The organism is Caulobacter rhizosphaerae (assembly GCF_010977555.1).
In the GTDB taxonomy this organism is placed as follows: Bacteria; Pseudomonadota; Alphaproteobacteria; order Caulobacterales; family Caulobacteraceae; genus Caulobacter; species Caulobacter rhizosphaerae.
This window is the reverse complement of sequence record NZ_CP048815.1, coordinates 150,134-168,224: the sequence shown is the minus strand read 5'-3', so window position 1 is coordinate 168,224 and position 18,091 is coordinate 150,134. Positions and strand designations below refer to the sequence as shown.

The following is an 18,091-nucleotide window of genomic DNA, read 5'->3' as shown; positions in this document are numbered from 1 at the left end:
GACGGAGTAGGCGATGGACCCGACCCTTCCGCGCGTGGCGACCCAGCCTGATTGGGGCGAGCGCCGCGACCTGGACCAGCTCTACAGGCTGTATGCGCCCTGGCTGGCCGCCATGCTGAGAAAGCGCTTCGGCCGCGGGATCGAGGCCGACGCCGAGGACGTCGTCCAGGAGACCTATGTCCGCCTGGCGCCGCACGACCCTGACCACATCCGTCGGCCGCAGGCGCTGTTGATGCGCGTGGCGTCAAATCTGGCCAAGGATCTGATCCGTCGGCGCGCCGTCCGCGGCCGCCACGTCCGCAGCTTCCAGGACGGCCCTTCGCAGGATCCTTCCATGGCGCTCCCGGGTGACGAACTGCTCGTCAAGGAATTGATCCTGTCGATCCCCGAGGCTTATCGGGACGTCTTCGTCTTGAGCCGCTTCCAAGGTTTGACATATGAAGAGATCGCCACACGCTGCGGTTTATCAGTGAAAAGCGTAGAATGGCGGCTGGGCAAGGCGATCGCCCATTGCATGACGGCGCGGTCAGAACTGGGCGGAAGAAGCGACAGATGAGCCTTTCGACTGTCCCATCGGAGGAGGCCAAGGCGCAGGCCGCCGACTGGTTCGCCCGATTGAACAAGCGCGACGTTCCCCATGCCGACATGGAAGCATTCCGGATCTGGCGCAAGGCGCCTGGTCACAAGGAAGCCTACGACGAGGTCGACGCCTTCTGGCGGCGAAGCGCCGCGCTGCAAGACGATCCCGACATCAAGGCCGCCATCAGCGGCGCCCTGGCCCGAACGCCTGGGCCGGCGGCTGCGCCAAAAGCACGACGTCTAGCCTATGGACTAGCCTTCGCCGTCGTCCTGCTGGCGGCGTTCGGCGGCGGCTACGCCCTCTGGGCTCCCAGAACCTATTCCACGGGGGTGGGCGAGCAGCGCACGATCACCTTGGCCGACGGCTCCACCGTGGTGCTCGACACCGACAGCCAAGTGTCGGTGCGGCTGGGCCGCGCCCGGCGCGACCTTCGGCTGGACCAAGGTCAGGCCCTGTTCGACGTCGCCCATGACGCGGTCCGCCCGTTCGTCGTGACAGCGGGCCCCACCTCGGTCACGGCCCTGGGCACGCGCTTTGACGTTCGCCGTGATCGCGGCGGCGCGATCATCACCTTGGTCCGCGGCGCAGTGGAGGTTCGCGACGGGGCCGGCGGCGCCCCCGGCCATGTCTGGCGCCTGGCGCCGGGCCAGCGCATCGCCACCCGGGCGCCCTCGGGCGCGCCCAGCCGCGTCGACGTCGATGCGGCCACCAGTTGGACGTCGGGCCGGCTGATCTTTCGCGCCGTGCCGCTACGCGAGGCGGTCGCCGAGTTCAATCGCTACGAACGGCGCAAGATCGAGATCGCCGATGGCGCCGTGGGCGAGGCGCTGATCACCGGCGTCTTCGCTGTAGGCGACACCGACACCTTCATCGGCGCCGTAGCCGATCTGCACGATCTGGCGGTCGTGCGGGACAGCAAGAACGGGGCGATCCGCCTGACTCGCGCAGGAGACGGTGACGCGAGCCCGTAGGTTTTTTCGCCGGCCCGCCAGGGAAGAGGTCGTCCTAGCGCGTCAATGCCCCGACGCCCTGCGCCGTGCACAGAAGATCCGTCCCACGACGGACGCCGCAGCAGCGTCCAAGGGGACCCCTTTCATGCTGCAACTTTCCCTCCGCCGCCGATTGCTGATCGGCCTGGCCACCTCCGCCTTCCTCGTCCCGGTGTTTGTCACGCCGGTCCTGGCCGCGCCCCAGCAGGCGACCGCCGCCGTCGCCTTCGACATCCGCCCCGGCTCCCTGGATGCGGCTCTGATCGCCTTCGCGACTCAAAGCGGGCGTCAGTTGGTCTATTCACCCGGGTTAGTCGCCGGCCGGCGAAGCGATGGAATTCGTGGACGCTTTACGCCGGAGACGGCCCTGGAGCGGCTCGTCGCCGACGCGCCGATCGACATCCATCGCCGCGGCGACAAGGCCTTCGTGCTCAAGCGCCGCAAGCCGGGTGCGACCCCGGCTGCGAGCCTGGATTCCGCAACAGGCGACGACCTCGCAGAGGCTCCAAGCCAACTTTCCGAAATCGTCGTGACCGGGTCGCTGATCCGGGGGCCGGCCAAGGGCGCCTCGCCCATGGTGACCGTCTCGCGCGATGATCTTGATCGTTCGGGCCGCGCCACGGTCGCCGACATGCTCACCGACCTGCCCCAGGCGTTCGGCGGCAACGCCTCCGCAGACACCAACCTGGCCAACACCGACGGCTCGGGCGCCAATCCCGTGGTCTCGACAGGGGTCAACCTGCGAGGCCTCGGCGCCTCGGCGACCCTGGTCCTGGTCAATGGCCGCCGCATGGCCGGGTCGGGCCTGATGGGGGACTTCGCCGACGTTTCGTCCCTGCCCACGGCCGCGGTCGACCGGGTCGAGGTCCTGCTCGACGGCGCTTCGGCGCTCTACGGCTCCGACGCCGTCGGCGGGGTGGTCAACGTCATCCTGCGCAAGGACTTCGACGGGGCCGAGACGCGCGCTCGCCTGGGCGGCGCGACGGCCGGCGGCGCCTTCGAGCGGCAGTTCGCCCAGACCCTGGGCAAGACCTGGAGCAGCGGGCACGCCTTGGTCAGCTACGAGCACTGGCGGCGCGACCGCGTGGCCAGCGCCGAGCGGCCCTATGCCGCCAATGCGGACCTGCGGCCGCTCGGCGGGACCGATCACCGGTTCTTCTACAGCCATCCGGGCAACGTCCTGTTGCTGGTCGCCGGCAGCTATGTCCCGACCTGGGCGATCCCCGCTGGTCAATCGGGCGTGGGCCTGACGCCCGCCAGCTTTCAGGCGGGCCAGGTCAACCTCGAAAACCAGCGCGCCCGGTCCGACATCCTGCCCGAGCAGGACCGCAACGCCGTCTACGCCGCCTTCGGCCAGCAGCTGGCGCCGCGGCTGGAGCTGAGCGGCGATGTCCGGATGAGCCGGCGCAGGTTCGCCTTCGCCCTGCCCGGCTCGGTGAACATCTTCACGGTCACCCGCGCCAACCCCTATTTCGTTTCGCCCAACAGCGTGGCCTCGAACGTGATCGGCTACAGCTTCACCGACGAGCTGGGCCCTCTGCGGGCGCACGGCGATTCGACCAGCGTGGCCGCGTCGCTCGGCGCCGATGTCGATCTGGGCCGCACCTGGCGCGCCAACCTCTATGGCGCCTATGCCCAGGACGTGACCCGCCGCGACGGCGAGCGCCGCCTCAATACGCGCTTTCTCAACGAGGCCTTGGGCTCGATCCCTGACGACCCGGCCACCGCCTACAGCGCCGCGCGCGACGGCTATTTCAACCCCTACGGTGATGGCGCCGCCAACAGTCAGGCCGTGCTCGACTTCATCGCCGGCGGCTATCTGCGCACCCGCTATGTCAGCACCGTGGAGACCCTGAACGGCCAGGCGGACGGCACGCTGCTGACCCTGCCGGGCGGTCCCGTGAAGCTGGCGGTCGGCGGCCAGTACCGCCAGGAGCACTTCGACACCCGCACGATCGCCATGACCTCGCGGGCCGCCCCGACCACCACCCTAACTGGGCCCTTCGACCGCAAGATCCTGGCCGGCTTCGCCGAACTGCGCGCGCCGCTGGTCGGACCCGAGAACGCCCGTTCCGGCATGCAGCGCCTGGAGCTGTCGCTGGCGGGACGCATAGAGCACTATGATGATGTCGGCACGACGCGGAACCCGAAGATCGGGGTGGTGTGGTCGCCGGTCGAGGCGGTGAACGTCCGCGCCAGCTATGGGACTTCCTTCCGCGCGCCCTCCCTGCCGGAGGTGTTCCAACCCCAGGACGGCGGGCCGACCTTTCTGGCCCAAGGGGCCGCCAGCAAGCTCGTGTTCATACGCTACGGCGGCAACCCCGACCTGCAGCCCGAGCGCGCCACGTCCTGGACCGCGGGCGTGGATTACAGCAGCCGAAGCCTTCCGGGCCTGAGACTGTCGGCGACCTGGTTCGACACGCGCTTCAAGGGCCAGATCGGAACGCCCGTCTACGAGAACCTCACCAACGTGCTGGGCAATCCGGCCTATGCGCCCTTCGTCCAGCCGCTCGACGTCAACAATCCGGCCGACCAAGCCAAGGTCGCCGCGCTGCTGGCCGGCACGACCAGCGCCGGACTCTATCCGACCACCGCCTACACCGCGATCGTCGACGGCCGCTACGTCAATACCGGCGGCCTGCACGTGCGCGGCGTAGACCTGACGGCGCGCTATGGTCTGCTCTTGGCCGGGGGCAAGCTCGATCTCACCGGCAACGCCAGCTACCTGCTCGACTACAAGCGCAAGGTGACGCCCCGTTCGAGCTGGCTGTCGCTGCTCGACCAGGCCCGTCAGCCGGTCGACCTGCGCGCCAGGCTCGGCGCGACCTGGACCCGCCAGGCGTGGTCGATGACCGGCGGCCTCAACTATGTCGACGACTACAAGACGACCCTGGGCGCGTCCGTCGACAGCTGGACGACGATCGATGCTCAAGTCGCCTGGCGCGCCCAAGGGGCGGGCTGGAGCAAGGGACTGGCCGCCGCCTTCTCGGTGCAGAACCTGTTCGCCGCGGACCCGCCGTTCTATGACGATCCCCAGGGCGTCGGCTACGACACGGCCAACGCCGATCCGCTTGGCCGCTTCGTCTCCCTCCAGCTGACCAAGCGCTGGTAGGTCGGGGCCTCATCATGATCATTACAGCAAAACGGCTGGGTCGCCTCGCGGCGGCCTGGCTGATCCTCGCCGCGACCGCGGCGCAATCTGAACCCCTGAGCCTGGATCGTCTCCTCAAGCTCGAGGACTTGGGGTCTACCGCCCTGTCTCCCGATGGCCGGCGCCTGGTGATCGAGACCCAGGCGCCGTTTGATCAGGCTGCGCGGTTTGATTTCGACACGCCCGACGCGCGGATCGGCCGCCTGATGGTCGCCGACCTGGCGACGGGGGAAAGCGCCCGTCCATTGTTCGCCGCCGAACCTGGCGCCGGCTATAGGGCCGGCCCGTTCTCGCCCAGCGGGCGGCAAATCGTCGTCTCGCGCTGGAAGGCCGGACGCTGGGATGCGGGGATCGCCGACCTGGAGAGCGGCGCGGTGCGCTGGCTACCGTTCGGCGTCGACCAACCCGCCTATGGCCGCAGCCTGCAGTGGGTGTCGGAAACTGCGTTCGTGGCGATCGCGCTCGAACCGGGCGAGCTTCCGGTGGACCAGAAGCTCAATTCGCAAAACCGCGAGCGCCTCCCGGCGCTCTGGGCCCGGCAGGCGGAGGGACGGATCGCCAGCGCCAGCGTCATGGGCAGCGGCCGGGCCCGGCTTCCAGAGCCGCGCCAGGACCGGCGCCTCCTGCGGTTCGACCTCGCCACTGGGACGCAGACGGTGCTGGCGACCGGCGGCTTCTTCGACCTGGAGCTTTCCCCTAGCCGGCGATACCTCGCCGTGCTGGGCGAGGCCGAGCGCGTCGGTCTCGCCGATGTCCCGGCCGTGCGGATGATGGCGCCCAGCCGCCGTCGCGCGCTAACGATCGTGGACCTGCGGACCGGCGCCGTCCAAACCCCCTGTCCCCGGTGCACGACGCTCATCGAGCCCTTGGTCTGGGCGCCCGGCGCGGACCGGCTGCTGGTCTTCCAGCACCCGGTGAACAAGCCCGAGGCGACCGGCGCCTTGACGGTGATCGATCCGTCGCGTGAGGCGGTTCAGAAGGTCGGCGCGGCGTTGATCCCCGATTTCGACTACGGGTCCGAAGGTGTCGCGCGGGTGCGCGCCGACTGGCTGGGACCACGCCCCATCGCGCTCGGCAAGGTGGCCGGAGCTTCGCGCGGCGACTGGTATGACGTGGGGCGGGACAAGCCGATCAACCTCACCAGCGCCTTGCCCAGCCGCCCCGACAGCATCGCGATCGTTGGTCACGCCGCGATGCTGGCCCTCGCGCAGGGGCGGGTCTGGCGGATCGGCGTCAGCGGCAGGGCCACGCAGACCGACCTGAGGGCCTCGGCCTGGCTGCGCCCCTCCGCCGTCGCCGCCGGAATTCGACAAAGGTCGGCGGTCTTGCGCGCCAAGAGCCCGTGGCTGCTCACTGACTCTGGGATCGGAGATCTGGCCGGCCACCTCGTCAGGCTTCCACCGGATGCTAAACCCCTTGCGGTCACCCGCCTGGGTGCGGTCTTCGAGTCCCGCGCGCCCAGCGGTGTGGCGACGATCGGCATCGTCGAGCAGGGCCGGCAACGAGCCCTGATCACGGTCAACGCCGACCTGGCCAAGCTCGACCAGGGCGTGGTGCGCGTTATCGAAAGCCGCGCGGCCAACGGCCAGATGCTCAAGAGCTGGGTGCTTCTGCCGCCAGCCTGGCGTCCTGGCCAAAAGCCGCCCCTGATCGTGGTGCCCTATCCGGGTTCGGCGCCGCAGACCTTTCCCTATCGGTTCACGCTGAGAACCAATAACCTGACCCCCAGTGCGCCCCTGCTCGCCGCCCAGGGCTACGCCGTGCTGGTTCCGGCCTTGCCACGCGATCGCAGCCGCGGCGAACCGGGCGAAGGCCTGGCCGACGAGATCCTGGCCGTCGTCGACGCGGTCCTCGCCCAGGGCTTGGCCGATCCTGACCGGCTGGCGCTGTGGGGACACAGCTTTGGCGGCTATGCGGCGCTGGTCACCGCGACCCACACCCACCGGTTCAAAGCGATTATCGCCCAGGCCGCGCCGTCCGATTTCGTGGCCAACTGGGCCTCGACGGATCCGTATATGCTCACCGCGTCGGACGGCGGCGGCCCGACGCCCAACCAGATGGGCTTCAACGAGACCGGTCAGGGCGGCCTGAAAGGTCCGCCGTGGCGAGACCCCGAGCGCTACCGACGCAACAGCCCGCTGTTCCAGGCCGACAGGGTCACCACGCCGATCATGCTGATTCACGGCGACCAGGACTATGTCGCCCTGGCCCAGGGGCAGGCGATGTTCAATGCCCTCTACCGCCAGAACAAGGACGCCACCCTGCTGACCCTGTTTGGCGAACGTCACCTGCCGGCCAGCCCGGCCAATCTGCGCGCCATCTACGCCGAGGTTCTGCCCTGGCTGGCCGACAGGTTGGAGGCGCCGTCCACGCCGGCGGCCGCCGAAGGCGACCGACCCTCCCAGTGACGCACATAGGCCTCCAGGGCGATCGTCTCGAACAGGCGGGGATAGTCGCCCTGGTGGATCAGTCTGTCCGGATCGAGCATCGCCTCAACGAAGGCGCGGTCCAGGACGCGCTCCCCGGCCAGCCGCCCATCCAGCAGGAAGGGCCGCAGCGCCCCAAGACTGCGAAGGATCATCCGGCCGTAGTACGGGGTCAGCACCCCCTTCGATCGACGTTCGCGCACCGAAACGGGGATTTGGTGCGCGAAGGCGTCGCGCGCCAGGCCTCGGCCGCGGCCGCCCCGCGCGAGATCGATGACCGGTGCGGCCAGGGTCGCCTCCAGCACCGGCTGGCTGAGCAGCGGATGGACAAGGGCGGCCTGTCGGCCCCGACGGCTGGCGCCATGAAAGACCTGCGACCGGATCAGGCTCTCGAGCTGACGCTGCTTGGCGGGGGCCACGGTCGTGGCAAGCCAGGGATGAGGATTGACGATCGTCTTTCGGGAGCTGAACGCCTCGCGCGCGGCTTCGCCGATCAGAGACCAGGTGGAACAGCGGTTCCAGCGCGCCGCGCACTCAAGTTGCCGCCAAAGCGGATCGGCGCGGGGCAGGCGCCGCCAGCGTCCCCACAGTTCAGCGGCGACCTGCCGGGACGGGCTCTGGAAGAAGACCATGTCGCCACCCTGTCCCGTCAGGATCCGGCGCGCGCCCGACCGCTGGGCCAGGGCGGCCATGGTTCTGTCGTAGTGGTGATCGGCGGCGTTGTTCGAGGGCCGCACGCCGACGGGGACCTCAGCCAGGATGTCGGCGTCGACCTGCAGTTCCGGCTTTACGATCTCCAGGAGATCCGCCTGGAGCTGGTCGGCGACCTGCCGGGCATAGGCGCGTTCTTCGCCGCCGGGGTCTGCGACATGAAAATGCACGAACCGCGTCCTGTCTCGGCCGCCATGGGCGACCAGGCTCGAGGCGACGATCGCCGAATCCAGTCCGCCTGATATCTCGGCGAGCAACCGATCATCCGAGGCGAGCTCGGCCCGGAGGCTTTCATGGACCGCGTCGACGACGGCGCGGCGCGAGACCTCGTACGACGCGGGCGGCTGCCGCGCGAAGACGGCCGGATTCCAGATCAACTGGCTCTTGGCCGCCGCGCCGCCCCCCCTGAGCTCGCCGGGCAGGACCGCCTCGACGCCGTGCAGCGGAACGCGTCGCAGCGCCGTCGGGAGGTCGGCGACGATGCCCGCGATCGCCGACCAGTCGATCGCCAGGTCGGCAGGCGCGGCGCTGGGCGGCAGCGGCGCCTGCGGCGGGGCCGATCCGGCCGCCCAGCCCGTCTTGGTGTTCCAGGTCAGGCACTCCAGATGCCCTGATGGATCACGCAGCACCGCCCGTTCGGTCGGGAAGATGGCCACGTACCGCCCCCAGTAGAAACGGACCAGATTTGCGCAGAGGACCTCGATCGGTTCGTGCGGATCCTGGAGCGCGTCGGGCGCGCCCGAGGCCTGATGGCCTGACCCGCGCTCGAACAGCGCGCCGACGATCCAACCGCGCGCGGTGTCGCGCACCTCAAGGCCGTTGCGAACGAAGAGACGCGTCAGCGGCGTCGTGCGCGCCTCCCGCCAGCCCGCCGCCGCCAGCGGAGCGGGATCAACGCGCGCATGCGCGCCCAGAAAGCCAAAGCGGCCCTCCACGACGAAACCGTCCATCAGACCTCCATGATTGGTGAGAAGCTGGCCAGGCGATCGGCGGCGTCGTCGAGAACCACCTCGCCGATCTGCAGCCAGCAGTGGGCCTGGAAGGGCCAGGTGTGCACGCCAAACACCCAGCGCGCGCGATGGCCCCGCCAAAGCAGGATCCGCCTGAGCAGAAAGGCGCGGTAAAGGCAGACGCCTTGAAAGGGCAGCCACGGCAGCACCCGCTCAAAAGCAGCCACCAGGCGCTTGACCTCCTGCGTCGGTTCGCTCGGCCCCTGCGCCCGCCCCTCGTCACGCCCGCGCCGCACCAGGCGATCGAAGGCCACGGGGTGATAACTGACAAACATCGTCAGCCAGGCTGCAAGGATCAGGGCCAGGTCGCCGAGCCGCACACGCTCGGCCGTGCGCAGTCCCAGGTCCTGGGACGGAAGCGGTGTTGGAGAGGGATTGGGCGGCGGCGGCCGATCGGTCAGCAAGCCGGCCTGTGCGAACTGCTCGGCCAGATCGCAATCGTCGAAGGCGACTCCGGCCTCTTCCACGCGCACGGCCGCCGCCGCGGCGGGCAGGCAGTAATAGGCGTTGGTCCGCGCATCGAGCACGACGATGTCGTCCCCGATCGTGGCCAGGTGGGTGGTGGATGACAGGAACAGTGGGCGATCCCCCAGGAAAGGCGGCGCCGGCATGCCGGCGCCGCCCAGCGGCCAGCCTTGTGGCGGCTGGCCCGATCGGGCGTCTTGGCCCGTTCAGCCTTGCGGCTCGACCCGGCCGTTCAGCTCCGTGCCGACGCCGATTTCGCCCTTGGTCAGGCGCTTGGCGTCGCCCAGACGGACGAGGCGGGTCTTGGCTTGCTTGGTCATCATCGTCTCCTTGACGGGATGTGCTGAAGGAACGGGCGGCCGTGATGGCCGCCCGGGGCCGCCGACGAGAGCCGGCGGTCCTGAGGTCAGCCCTCGTCCTTGTGCATGGTGGCCAACTCCGCGCCGACGCCGAATTCGCCACGGGTAAGGACCTTGGCGTCGCCGACACGAACGAGCTGGAACTTGCGGGTCTTGGTCATGACACGCTCCTTCAGGAAGTAAGCCGCGTTATTGCGGCATCCCATCAGGCGCACCGCCGGCTCTGCATTGGCAGTATATTGCAGCTATAACGACGCTATATTTGCATTCGCCCGCATTGCGCGTACTAATTCCGGTGCGCGTCGCCGCCGCGCATCGTGCAAATCAACCAACACCGCCGAGCACTTGACCCGCTCGGTCAGCACGGCTCGCAGGCCGGCGAGGTCTTCCGCCAGGGCGAAGACCTGACCCTCCACCTGCACCGCCGGCGCCAGGCGGTCACTGACTTGGCGATAGGCGTCGAACAGGGCCCGATTGCCGGCCTGGGCGGCGATCCAATCGAGCAAATCGGTGAGTTGGTCGCCCGCTGACGCCCGCCGGACCGTGGTCTCAGACCCTGGTGGCGGATCGGTCATTTCGCCGGCCCTCAGCGCTTCGTCCAGATAGAGCCGCCGCAAACCATACAGCTCCTCAAGATCGGAGACCTCATAGCGCGGCGCGACGTAGCCGCGTCCGCGCCGATCTTCGATGAGCCCCGCTCCGGCCAAACGCGAGAGCGCCTCGCGCACCGGTGTCGCCGAAAGGCCGAGCGACTGGGCCAATTCGGTGATCGTCAGCGGCTCGCCAAGAACAAGACGACCGTTTCTTAGCTCCGCCTTCAGGGCGTCGAGCGCGGCGCTGAAGGGATCTCTTGGCTTTCCGGACGCACGGCCCTTCACGCGACTCTCCACACTACGCGCTGAGCGAAACAACAGCGCGTCACCAATTCACAAATAGTCGCAATATCATTAGAGATCAACCTAAGGATAGGGTGACATGGCGAACGGTATTACGCCGGAATGTTGCGCGACGGCGCAAATATATTGCGCGTCAAGATCTGCGCAATGCTTGCTGGCATGATGTGACGCGCGGACTCACCTTAGGCGACGGATCCAAGCGCCGATGCGAGGCGAGGCGCGACAGGGTCTTCGCCCGCCATCCGGGCTTGCTACACCCTAGGTAGATTGCTTAAGCGTGGATTTGATGAGGGATAACGACTCAGACGACAAACGGCGCGGTCAGCTCCTCTCGCGCGCCCTGAGGGCGGTTCGCAAGATCCGGCCCGCGACATCCCGCGACCTGGCCAGGGCGCTAGGCCTTTCGCTGCGCGGTTACCAGCATTTCGAGGCCGGCGGCGGGCAGCTTAACATCGGCCATGTCATGAGGTTTGGGCCAGCGATCGACTGTGATCCGATCGGGGTGCTGGCGGCCGTGCACATCGGCCATCCGGAGTTCGCCGCCTATGTCGCGCAGAACAAGGCCATGCTGGCTTACATGATCGCGCTGGAGGATTTCGTCGAGGAGACGGGGCCAGCGATCGCCCGCCTGGAGACCACGGTATGGGCCAGAGCCTATCGCGCCATGTTTAAGACGCTGGCGGCCGAGGCGCTGGCCGCCCAGGCCGAAAGCGACGCCCTCTTGGCGCGCGGCGGCCATCATCCTGATTGCGATCAGCCGCCCCAAACCCTCGACCCCGCCAGGCTCGGTCCGGTCCCCGAGGATGGTCGCCGCCAAGACGAAGTGGATGGCGATGAGGACGCAGACGGCTCAGCTCGATGAATTCATCTCGCGTCGCGCCCGAGCCACCGTCGACGCGTCGGCTGGCCACCGATGCACTGACAATCAGAGCCAACTTCCGCCCTGCGACACCATGACCCAACAGATGAACGGAGTCTGAACTGCCGGTTAAGGGTCTGTCCGCACTTTGTAGCCTAGTCTGGTTTCATCAGAACCAAGGTTAGTCTCATGGCTTGCTTCACCCTCCGCCCTTCGGACCGCTCGGAATTCGACTCATTGCTCGGCGAACTGGCCACCCAGTTCCCTACCGCGCACGTCGAGGCCGCCCATAACGACAACTGGGCGTCTTACCGGGTCGACATCTCGTGCGACGCGCCCTGGGAAGGCGACCTGACCGCCTGGCTGCAAAGCAAGCACGCGGACTGCCCGCGCACCTGATCCGGGTTACTGGCTGGCCCACAGGATACGGGCGATCCAGACCACCTCGGTGAGATCCAGCGTCCGGTCCCCGGCGGTCTGGTTCAGCCAAGCCAGTTCAACGCTGCGGGCCGTGACCCGGGCCAGTTCCTTGACCAGCAGTTCGCCGCCCGTGGTCCGCACCACCACCCGGTCACCCCGACGCGGCTCGACCGACGGCGAGACCAGGATGCGGTCGCCGTCGCGAAAGACCGGAGCCAAGGCGTCGCCGGCGATCTCCAGGGCGTAGACGCCCTCGTCGACCAAACCCGGAAAATCGATTTCGTCCCACGCGGCGCCCAGCGGCGCGCCGGTCTCGTCGAAGACATCCTCGGCCGTCGCCTGGGCGAACCCGATCAGAGGCACGGCCCGGGGATTGGGCTTGGGCGCCCGCTCGGTCAGGGCCGCGAACTCCGAGAACCCGACCCCCGTCGCCTCCAGCACCTTGGCCAGGCTCTCCGTCGATGGCCAGCGCGGCCGCGAGCCGCCCTCGCCGCGCTTGGAGCGATTGAAACTGGTGGGATCCAGCCCCGCCATCTTGGCCATGGCCGAAGGGCTCATGTCCAACCGCTTGGCCAGGGCGTCGATCGCGGTCCAGATTTTTGCATGCGACAGAGACGACATGGCGAGCTGCTTCCTGGCCGCGTAGGTCCCGGAAAATATGCCTCCGACCTAGGAAAGTAAACCTAACCACCCGCGACCAAGTTGACGTTTACGTAAACGTTGACGACAGATTGTCTCAGGCATATGGTGATCGGCGATAACCAACCGGCTCGGCCGCAGAAGCCGGGCCTGCCCAGGGAGGGTTCAAATGTTGGCCGACCTGCGACGTCCGGAACGCACCTTTACAATCCGCCAGCTGTGCAACGAGTTCAAAGCTACGCCGCGCGCTCTGCGCTTCTACGAAGACAAGGGCCTGCTGACCCCCGCGCGCGAAGGCCTCAACCGGGTCTATTCCCACAAGGACCGCGTCCGTCTGCAGCTGATCCTGCGCGGCAAACGTGTGGGCCTGTCGCTGTCGGAGATCCGTGAACTGCTGGACCTTTATGACGAGAACGACGACGGCGCGGCCCAGATGGCCCGATCGCTGAAGAAGTTCCGCGAGCGCGCCACCGCGCTGGAGCAGCAGCGCGAGGACATCGATGGGGCGTTGATCGAATTGCGCGAAGCGTGCGCCCGCCTCGAAAAGCGCCTGGCCGAGATCCGCCCGGACCTGCTGCCTCGCGCCGCCGACTACGACCAGGTGCTGCGCGCCCGGCTTGACGGTCACCAGGACGCCGCGTTGGGCAAGTAGACCTAAGATCCGCGCTGTTCCTTCAAGACCGGAACGACGCGCGAAGGCCGCCTCTTTCCTCCCCGACCCGCCATTCCCCGATCCGACTGACCAGGACCGCTTCATGACCTACCAGCCGCCCGTTCGCGATCACGCCTTCATCCTGCGCGACGTGCTCGACATCGATCAGCACGGCGCCCTGCCCAGCTTCGCCGATGCGCCGTTCGAGACCGTCGAGCAGATTCTCGAGGCCGCCGCCCAGTTCACCGGCGAGGTTCTGGCTCCGCTGAACAGCGTCGGCGACAAGCAGGGCTGCGTCTGGAACAAGGACTTCACCGTCAAGACGCCGGATGGCTTCAAGGAAGCCTACAAGCAGCTGTGCGAAGGCGGCTGGACAGGCCTGGGCTCGGATCCCGCTTACGGCGGCCAGGGCCTGCCTCACGTCGTCAACCTGTCGTTCAGCGAGATGTCGAGCTCGGCCAACATGGCTTTCTCGATGTATCCGGGCCTGGCTCACGGCGCCTATTCGGCCATCCACACCGGCGGCAGCGACGCCCAGAAGCAGACCTACCTGCCCAAGATGATCTCGGGCGAATGGACCGGCACCATGAACCTGACCGAGCCGCACTGCGGCACGGACCTGGGCCTGCTGCGCACCAAGGCGGTTCCGGAAGCCGACGGCAGCTATCGCATCACCGGCCAGAAGATCTGGATCAGCGCCGGCGAGCACGACATGTCGGACAACATCGTCCACCTGGTGCTGGCCCGTATCGAGGGCGCCCCCGCCGGCGTGAAGGGCATCAGCCTGTTCATCGTGCCGAAGTTCCTGCCCAAGGCCGACGGTTCGGTCGGCGAGCGCAACGAGGGCGTCAAGTGCGTCGGCCTCGAGGAGAAGATGGGCATCCACGGCAACGCCACCTGCGTGATGCAGTACGAGGACGCCAAGGGCTGGCTGATCGGCGAGGAGAACAGCGGCCTGAAGCTGATGTTCGTGATGATGAACGAGGCCCGGCTGGGCGTCGGCCTGCAGGGCATCGCCCAGGCCGAGGCCGCCTACCAGGCCGCCGCCGCCTTCGCCAAGGACCGCCTGCAAGGGCGCTCGCTGACCGGCCCGAAGAACCCCGACGGCCCGGCCGACCCGATCATCGTCCACCCGGACGTGCGCCGCATGCTGCTGGAGAGCAAGGCCCTGATCGAAGGCGGCCGCGCCTTCCTGTTCTGGACCGCCCTGCACGGCGACCTGGCCCACCACCATCCCGACGAGGCCGTCCGCGCCAAGGCCGAGGATTATATGGGCCTGATGACGCCGGTGCTGAAAGGCTACCTGACCGACAAGGGTTTCAAGATCTGCTCGGACGCCATGCAGGTGCACGGCGGCAGCGGCTTCACCGAGCATTTCCCGGCCAGCCAGTACCTGCGCGACGTCCGCATCGCCCTGATCTACGAAGGCACCAACGGCATCCAGGCCCTGGACCTGGTCGGCCGCAAGCTCGCCTCCAAGGGCGGCCGCGGCGTGATGACCTTCTTCCAGGAGATCGACCAGTTCGTCGGCGAGAACGACGGCGACGCCGAGCTGAAGCCGTTCGTCGACGCCCTGGCCGGGGTAAAGGCCCAGTTGCAGGACGGCACGATGTGGTTGATGCAGAACGGCCTGCAGAACCCCGACAACGCCGGGGCTGCCTCGACCGACTACATGCACCTCTTCGGCCTGACGGGCCTGGCCTACATGTGGTGCCTGATGGTCAAGGCGGCCAACGCCAAGATCGCCGCCGGCTCGACGGATCCTTTCTTCACGACCAAGGTCGTCACGGCCAGATACTTCATCGAGCGCATCCTGCCTGACGCGGGCGCTCACCTGGCCAAGCTGAAGACGGGTTCGGAGACGCTGATGGCCCTGCCGGCGGAGGCCTTCTGATCATGGGCGTGCTCGACGTTATCGACCGCTGCGGCTCGATCGCGAGGGCGTTCTAGCCATGCTGCTTGAAGCCGCCGTCGTCCTGTGCCTGACCAACGCGACCGACACGGCCGCGCACGGACTGGTGCACGACGGCCGCTTCAAGACCACCTCGGCCAAGCTGTCGGGGACCAGCCTCACCTATCGCGAACCGGTGGCGCAGATCCCGTTTCCCGTCGTCGCCGCCGGCCAGACCGGCTGCGCCACCTTCGACGCGCTCTCCTTGGCCAAGCCGCAGATGGTGGTCTGGTCGGGCCAGCCGGCGGCGGCCGGCGACCTGCCCGTTGACCGCCACGGCGACGCCCTTTGCCGCGTGACGGCGCCGCCCCGTCCCGGCCAGCGCCTGACGTTCATCTATCGCAAGAGCCTGTTTGGCCGGCTGACCTGCAAGGAGACCCGCTGATGCTGATCGCCGTCGCCCCGCCGCCCGCCCAGGTCGCCGCCGACAGCCGCTCGGCGGTCGTCTGCGTCCGCGCCGCCGGTCCTCGCCCGCTGTTCTTCACGGGCAGGCTGGTGTCCAAGCGGCCCGGCTCCAAACCGCCAGGCGACTTCGAGCTGCCGCTGAAGGTCAATGTCGACCAGTGCAACAACCTGCTGCGCTCGAAGGTGGCCGACTGGGCCTTGTCGGTGACCACGCCAGGGTTCAAGGCCTGCGCCCTGCCTGCGCCTGAGTTCGGCTATCGCGTGACCTACAGCGCCAAGGCCACGGCCCGAGGTCTGGCCTGCGCGCCAATCGCCAGATCGCCAATCGGAAGCTGGAAGTGATCCAGCCCCTAGGCCTTGTTGACGCTGTTGGCCTTGATCTGGGCCGCGCCCCGCGCGTCCAGGTCCTGGCGCGTGGCTTCCAGGCTGAGCGGCCCCAGCAGGGTGGCGTTGACCGCGTCCATGCCCGGCGCCGCCAAGCCCGGCTTGCGGGCGATCAGGTAGCGCAGGGAGAGGCGCTCGTTGTCGGCGGCGTCAGGCTGGGTGCCGTGCAGGGTGCAGGCATGCCACATGGCCGCGTAGCCCGTCTTGCCTGTCAGCAGGTGCTGCCGGGTTTGGACCTCATGGCCGCGCCCGTCACGATAGAGCCAGCCGACTTCGTTTTTGGTCAGGTCGTGTGGGAACAACGTCCCACCCAGCATGTGGCTGTCCTCCAGCAGGAACAGCGGGGCGTCGTGCGTCCCCACGTCGTGCAGGTAGACGTACAGGGTGATGAAGTCGGCTTCCCGGTCCTTGTAGTCGATCAGGTCCTGATGGAAGTCGATGCCGTAGAAATAGGTGATGTCCCGGAACGGGGCCTTCACATAGGCGCCCAGGTTGTTGACCGGATTGCCGGCGATACGGGCCTTCAGCCAATCGGGCACGACGCTGGCGGGCACGCCGCAGATCAGCTTCTTGAGCAGGATCTCGTAGCCGTCGCCCAGCAGGGCGGTCAGGGCGGCGACGATCGCGGGGTCCGTCTCAACGAACGCCAGGTCGTCCTCGAACCGCTCCAGCAGGTTGCGGCCGGGCGCGGGGTTCACCCCGATATATTGCGGGTCGGCGTCGAACTCGGCTTCCGAGAGGAAAAGGTCCGCGTCGAACGTCCGCAGCGCGCGGATTTTGGCCAGCAGGGCGCTCGCCGCCGCCGGATCCACACCGCCGTCAAACACATGATAGCCGCGCGCGATGAAGTCGCTCACCACCGGGTGGGCCACGTCCGTCGAGCGCTCGGCTGCCGTCATCGTCCTGATCTCCAAACCCCCGGAATCAGACGCTCTTTTGGTTAACGAACCCTCCAAGCCTACGCAGGAAGGAGCCATCAAATGGCCGACGCTTACATCTTCGACGCCGTGCGCACGCCGCGCGGCAAGGGCAAGAAGGACGGGTCTCTGCATGAGATCACCGCCCTGTCCCTGGCCACCCAGGTCCTGGAAAGCCTGCGCGATCGCAATGGCCTGGACACCTCGTATGTCGACGACGTCGTCCTGGGCTGCGTCGCCCCGGTCGGCGAACAGGGCAGTGACATCGCCCGCACCGCGGTGCTGACCGCCGACTACGCCGAGAGCGTCGCCGGCGTGCAGATCAACCGCTTCTGCGCCTCCGGCCTGGAAGCGGTGAACATGGCCGCGGCCAAGGTCGCCTCGGGCGAGGCCCAGCTGGCCATCGGCGGCGGCGTCGAGAGCATGAGCCGCGTGCCCATGGGCAGCGACGGCGGCGCCTGGCCCACCGACCCGTCCTCGGCCTTCAAGACCTATTTCGCGCCGCAAGGCGTGTCGGCCGACCTGATCGCCACCCTGTACGGCTTCTCGCGCGACGACGTCGACGCCTACGCCGTCGAGAGCCAGAAGCGCGCCGCCGCCTCGTGGGCCGACGGCCGCTTCAAGAAGTCGGTAATCGCCGTGAAGGACCAGTTGGGCCTGACGATCCTGGACCATGACGAGACCGTGCGTGGGAACACCACCATGCAGACCCTCGCCTCGCTGAACCCCTCGTTCCAGGGCATGGGCGACATGGCCTTCGACGCCGTGGTCACCCAGCGCTATCCGCAGGTGGAAAAGGTCAACCACGTCCACCACGCCGGCAACAGCTCGGGCATCGTCGACGGCGCCGCGGGCGTGCTGATCGGCACCAAGGAGATGGGCGAGGCCCTGGGCCTGAAGGCCCGCGCCCGGATCAAGGGCGCGGCCTCGATCGGGTCGGAGCCCTCGATCATGCTGACCGGTCCGTCGCTGGTCACCGAGAAGCTGCTCAAGAAGCTGAAGATGGAGGTCAAGGACATCGACCTCTACGAGCTGAACGAAGCCTTCGCCGCCGTCGTCCTGCGCATGATGCAGGCGCTGAACATCCCGCACGACAAGATGAACGTGAACGGCGGCGCCATCGCCATGGGCCACCCGCTGGGCGCCACCGGCGCGATGATCCTGGGCGCCATGGTCGACGAGCTGGAGCGCTCGGACAAGGAAACCGCCCTGATCACCCTGTGCGTCGGCGCCGGCATGGGCACCGCCACCGTCATCGAACGCGTCTAAGATCCAAG

Annotated in this window: 16 protein-coding genes; 11 read left to right on the top strand and 5 right to left on the bottom strand. The window is 68.0% G+C overall.

Annotated features, from left to right (window positions below; translation table 11 throughout):
* The first annotated feature begins 34 nt into the window (after nucleotides 1-34).
* From G3M57_RS00805 to G3M57_RS00790, 4 genes are all read left to right on the top strand, one after another.
* On the top strand, nucleotides 35-556 hold the full coding sequence (locus G3M57_RS00805) for an RNA polymerase sigma factor (RefSeq protein ID WP_163228385.1): 522 nt from the start codon (nucleotides 35-37) through the stop codon (nucleotides 554-556).
* Nucleotides 553-1,551: a FecR family protein gene (locus tag G3M57_RS00800; protein ID WP_056760608.1), complete on the top strand. Its 999-nt coding sequence runs from the start codon at nucleotides 553-555 to the stop codon at nucleotides 1,549-1,551. Before G3M57_RS00805 ends, G3M57_RS00800 begins: the two co-directional genes overlap by 4 nt.
* 124 nt (nucleotides 1,552-1,675) lie before the next feature.
* Nucleotides 1,676-4,681 (top strand): TonB-dependent receptor, encoded by a 3,006-nt coding sequence (locus G3M57_RS00795; protein WP_163228384.1) that lies wholly within the window; start codon nucleotides 1,676-1,678, stop codon nucleotides 4,679-4,681.
* Between the two features lie 14 nt (nucleotides 4,682-4,695).
* Complete coding sequence (locus G3M57_RS00790; RefSeq protein ID WP_163228383.1) at nucleotides 4,696-7,128, top strand: prolyl oligopeptidase family serine peptidase; 2,433 nt, start codon at nucleotides 4,696-4,698, stop codon at nucleotides 7,126-7,128.
* On the opposite strand, the gene G3M57_RS00785 is transcribed toward G3M57_RS00790, so the two are convergent.
* The 3 genes from G3M57_RS00785 to G3M57_RS00775 all read right to left on the bottom strand — a co-directional run bounded on the left by G3M57_RS00785 (nucleotide 7,041) and on the right by G3M57_RS00775 (nucleotide 10,569).
* Entirely contained in the window at nucleotides 7,041-8,807 is a 1,767-nt protein-coding gene (locus tag G3M57_RS00785; RefSeq protein WP_163228382.1) for an asparagine synthase C-terminal domain-containing protein, read from the bottom strand. The two genes, G3M57_RS00790 and G3M57_RS00785, sit on opposite strands and share 88 nt — an antisense overlap.
* Nucleotides 8,807-9,478, bottom strand: coding sequence for a lasso peptide biosynthesis B2 protein (locus G3M57_RS00780; protein ID WP_163228381.1), 672 nt, complete (start codon nucleotides 9,476-9,478; stop codon nucleotides 8,807-8,809). Before G3M57_RS00780 ends, G3M57_RS00785 begins: the two co-directional genes overlap by 1 nt.
* 458 nt (nucleotides 9,479-9,936) lie before the next feature.
* On the bottom strand, nucleotides 9,937-10,569 hold the full coding sequence (locus tag G3M57_RS00775; RefSeq protein ID WP_163228380.1) for a GntR family transcriptional regulator: 633 nt from the start codon (nucleotides 10,567-10,569) through the stop codon (nucleotides 9,937-9,939).
* A 304-nt stretch (nucleotides 10,570-10,873) separates the two neighbouring features.
* On the opposite strand from G3M57_RS00775, the gene G3M57_RS00770 reads away from it, so the two are divergent.
* Together G3M57_RS00770 and G3M57_RS00765 are read left to right on the top strand one after the other, a co-directional pair.
* Entirely contained in the window at nucleotides 10,874-11,449 is a 576-nt protein-coding gene (locus G3M57_RS00770) for a hypothetical protein (RefSeq protein ID WP_163228379.1), read from the top strand.
* Nucleotides 11,450-11,635: 186 nt separating this feature from the next.
* Nucleotides 11,636-11,845 carry a hypothetical protein gene (locus G3M57_RS00765; protein WP_056760923.1) on the top strand — a complete coding sequence of 70 codons (210 nt, stop codon included), beginning with the start codon at nucleotides 11,636-11,638 and terminating at the stop codon, nucleotides 11,843-11,845.
* 6 nt (nucleotides 11,846-11,851) lie between these two features.
* On the opposite strand, the gene G3M57_RS00760 is transcribed toward G3M57_RS00765, so the two are convergent.
* The gene (locus tag G3M57_RS00760; protein WP_163228378.1) at nucleotides 11,852-12,487 is read right to left on the bottom strand and encodes a S24 family peptidase; all 636 of its coding nucleotides are present in this window, start codon (nucleotides 12,485-12,487) and stop codon (nucleotides 11,852-11,854) included.
* 190 nt (nucleotides 12,488-12,677) lie between these two features.
* Here G3M57_RS00760 and G3M57_RS00755 point away from each other — a divergent pair, with 190 nt between their 5' ends.
* From G3M57_RS00755 to G3M57_RS00740, 4 genes are all read left to right on the top strand, one after another.
* The gene (locus G3M57_RS00755; RefSeq protein WP_035075726.1) at nucleotides 12,678-13,157 is read left to right on the top strand and encodes a MerR family transcriptional regulator; all 480 of its coding nucleotides are present in this window, start codon (nucleotides 12,678-12,680) and stop codon (nucleotides 13,155-13,157) included.
* Between the two features lie 103 nt (nucleotides 13,158-13,260).
* Nucleotides 13,261-15,051 carry an acyl-CoA dehydrogenase C-terminal domain-containing protein gene (locus G3M57_RS00750; protein WP_163228377.1) on the top strand — a complete coding sequence of 597 codons (1,791 nt, stop codon included), beginning with the start codon at nucleotides 13,261-13,263 and terminating at the stop codon, nucleotides 15,049-15,051.
* Between the two features lie 58 nt (nucleotides 15,052-15,109).
* Entirely contained in the window at nucleotides 15,110-15,493 is a 384-nt protein-coding gene (locus G3M57_RS00745) for a hypothetical protein (RefSeq protein WP_056760933.1), read from the top strand.
* Entirely contained in the window at nucleotides 15,493-15,855 is a 363-nt protein-coding gene (locus tag G3M57_RS00740) for a hypothetical protein (protein ID WP_163228376.1), read from the top strand. The genes G3M57_RS00745 and G3M57_RS00740 overlap by 1 nt, the downstream gene beginning before the upstream one ends.
* Before the next feature lie 8 nt (nucleotides 15,856-15,863).
* On the opposite strand, the gene G3M57_RS00735 is transcribed toward G3M57_RS00740, so the two are convergent.
* Nucleotides 15,864-16,796, bottom strand: a complete 933-nt coding sequence (locus G3M57_RS00735) for a hypothetical protein (RefSeq protein WP_163228375.1) — start codon at nucleotides 16,794-16,796, stop codon at nucleotides 15,864-15,866.
* 81 nt (nucleotides 16,797-16,877) lie between these two features.
* On the opposite strand from G3M57_RS00735, the gene G3M57_RS00730 reads away from it, so the two are divergent.
* The gene (locus tag G3M57_RS00730) at nucleotides 16,878-18,083 is read left to right on the top strand and encodes an acetyl-CoA C-acetyltransferase (protein WP_163228374.1); all 1,206 of its coding nucleotides are present in this window, start codon (nucleotides 16,878-16,880) and stop codon (nucleotides 18,081-18,083) included.
* Nucleotides 18,084-18,091 lie beyond the last annotated feature (8 nt).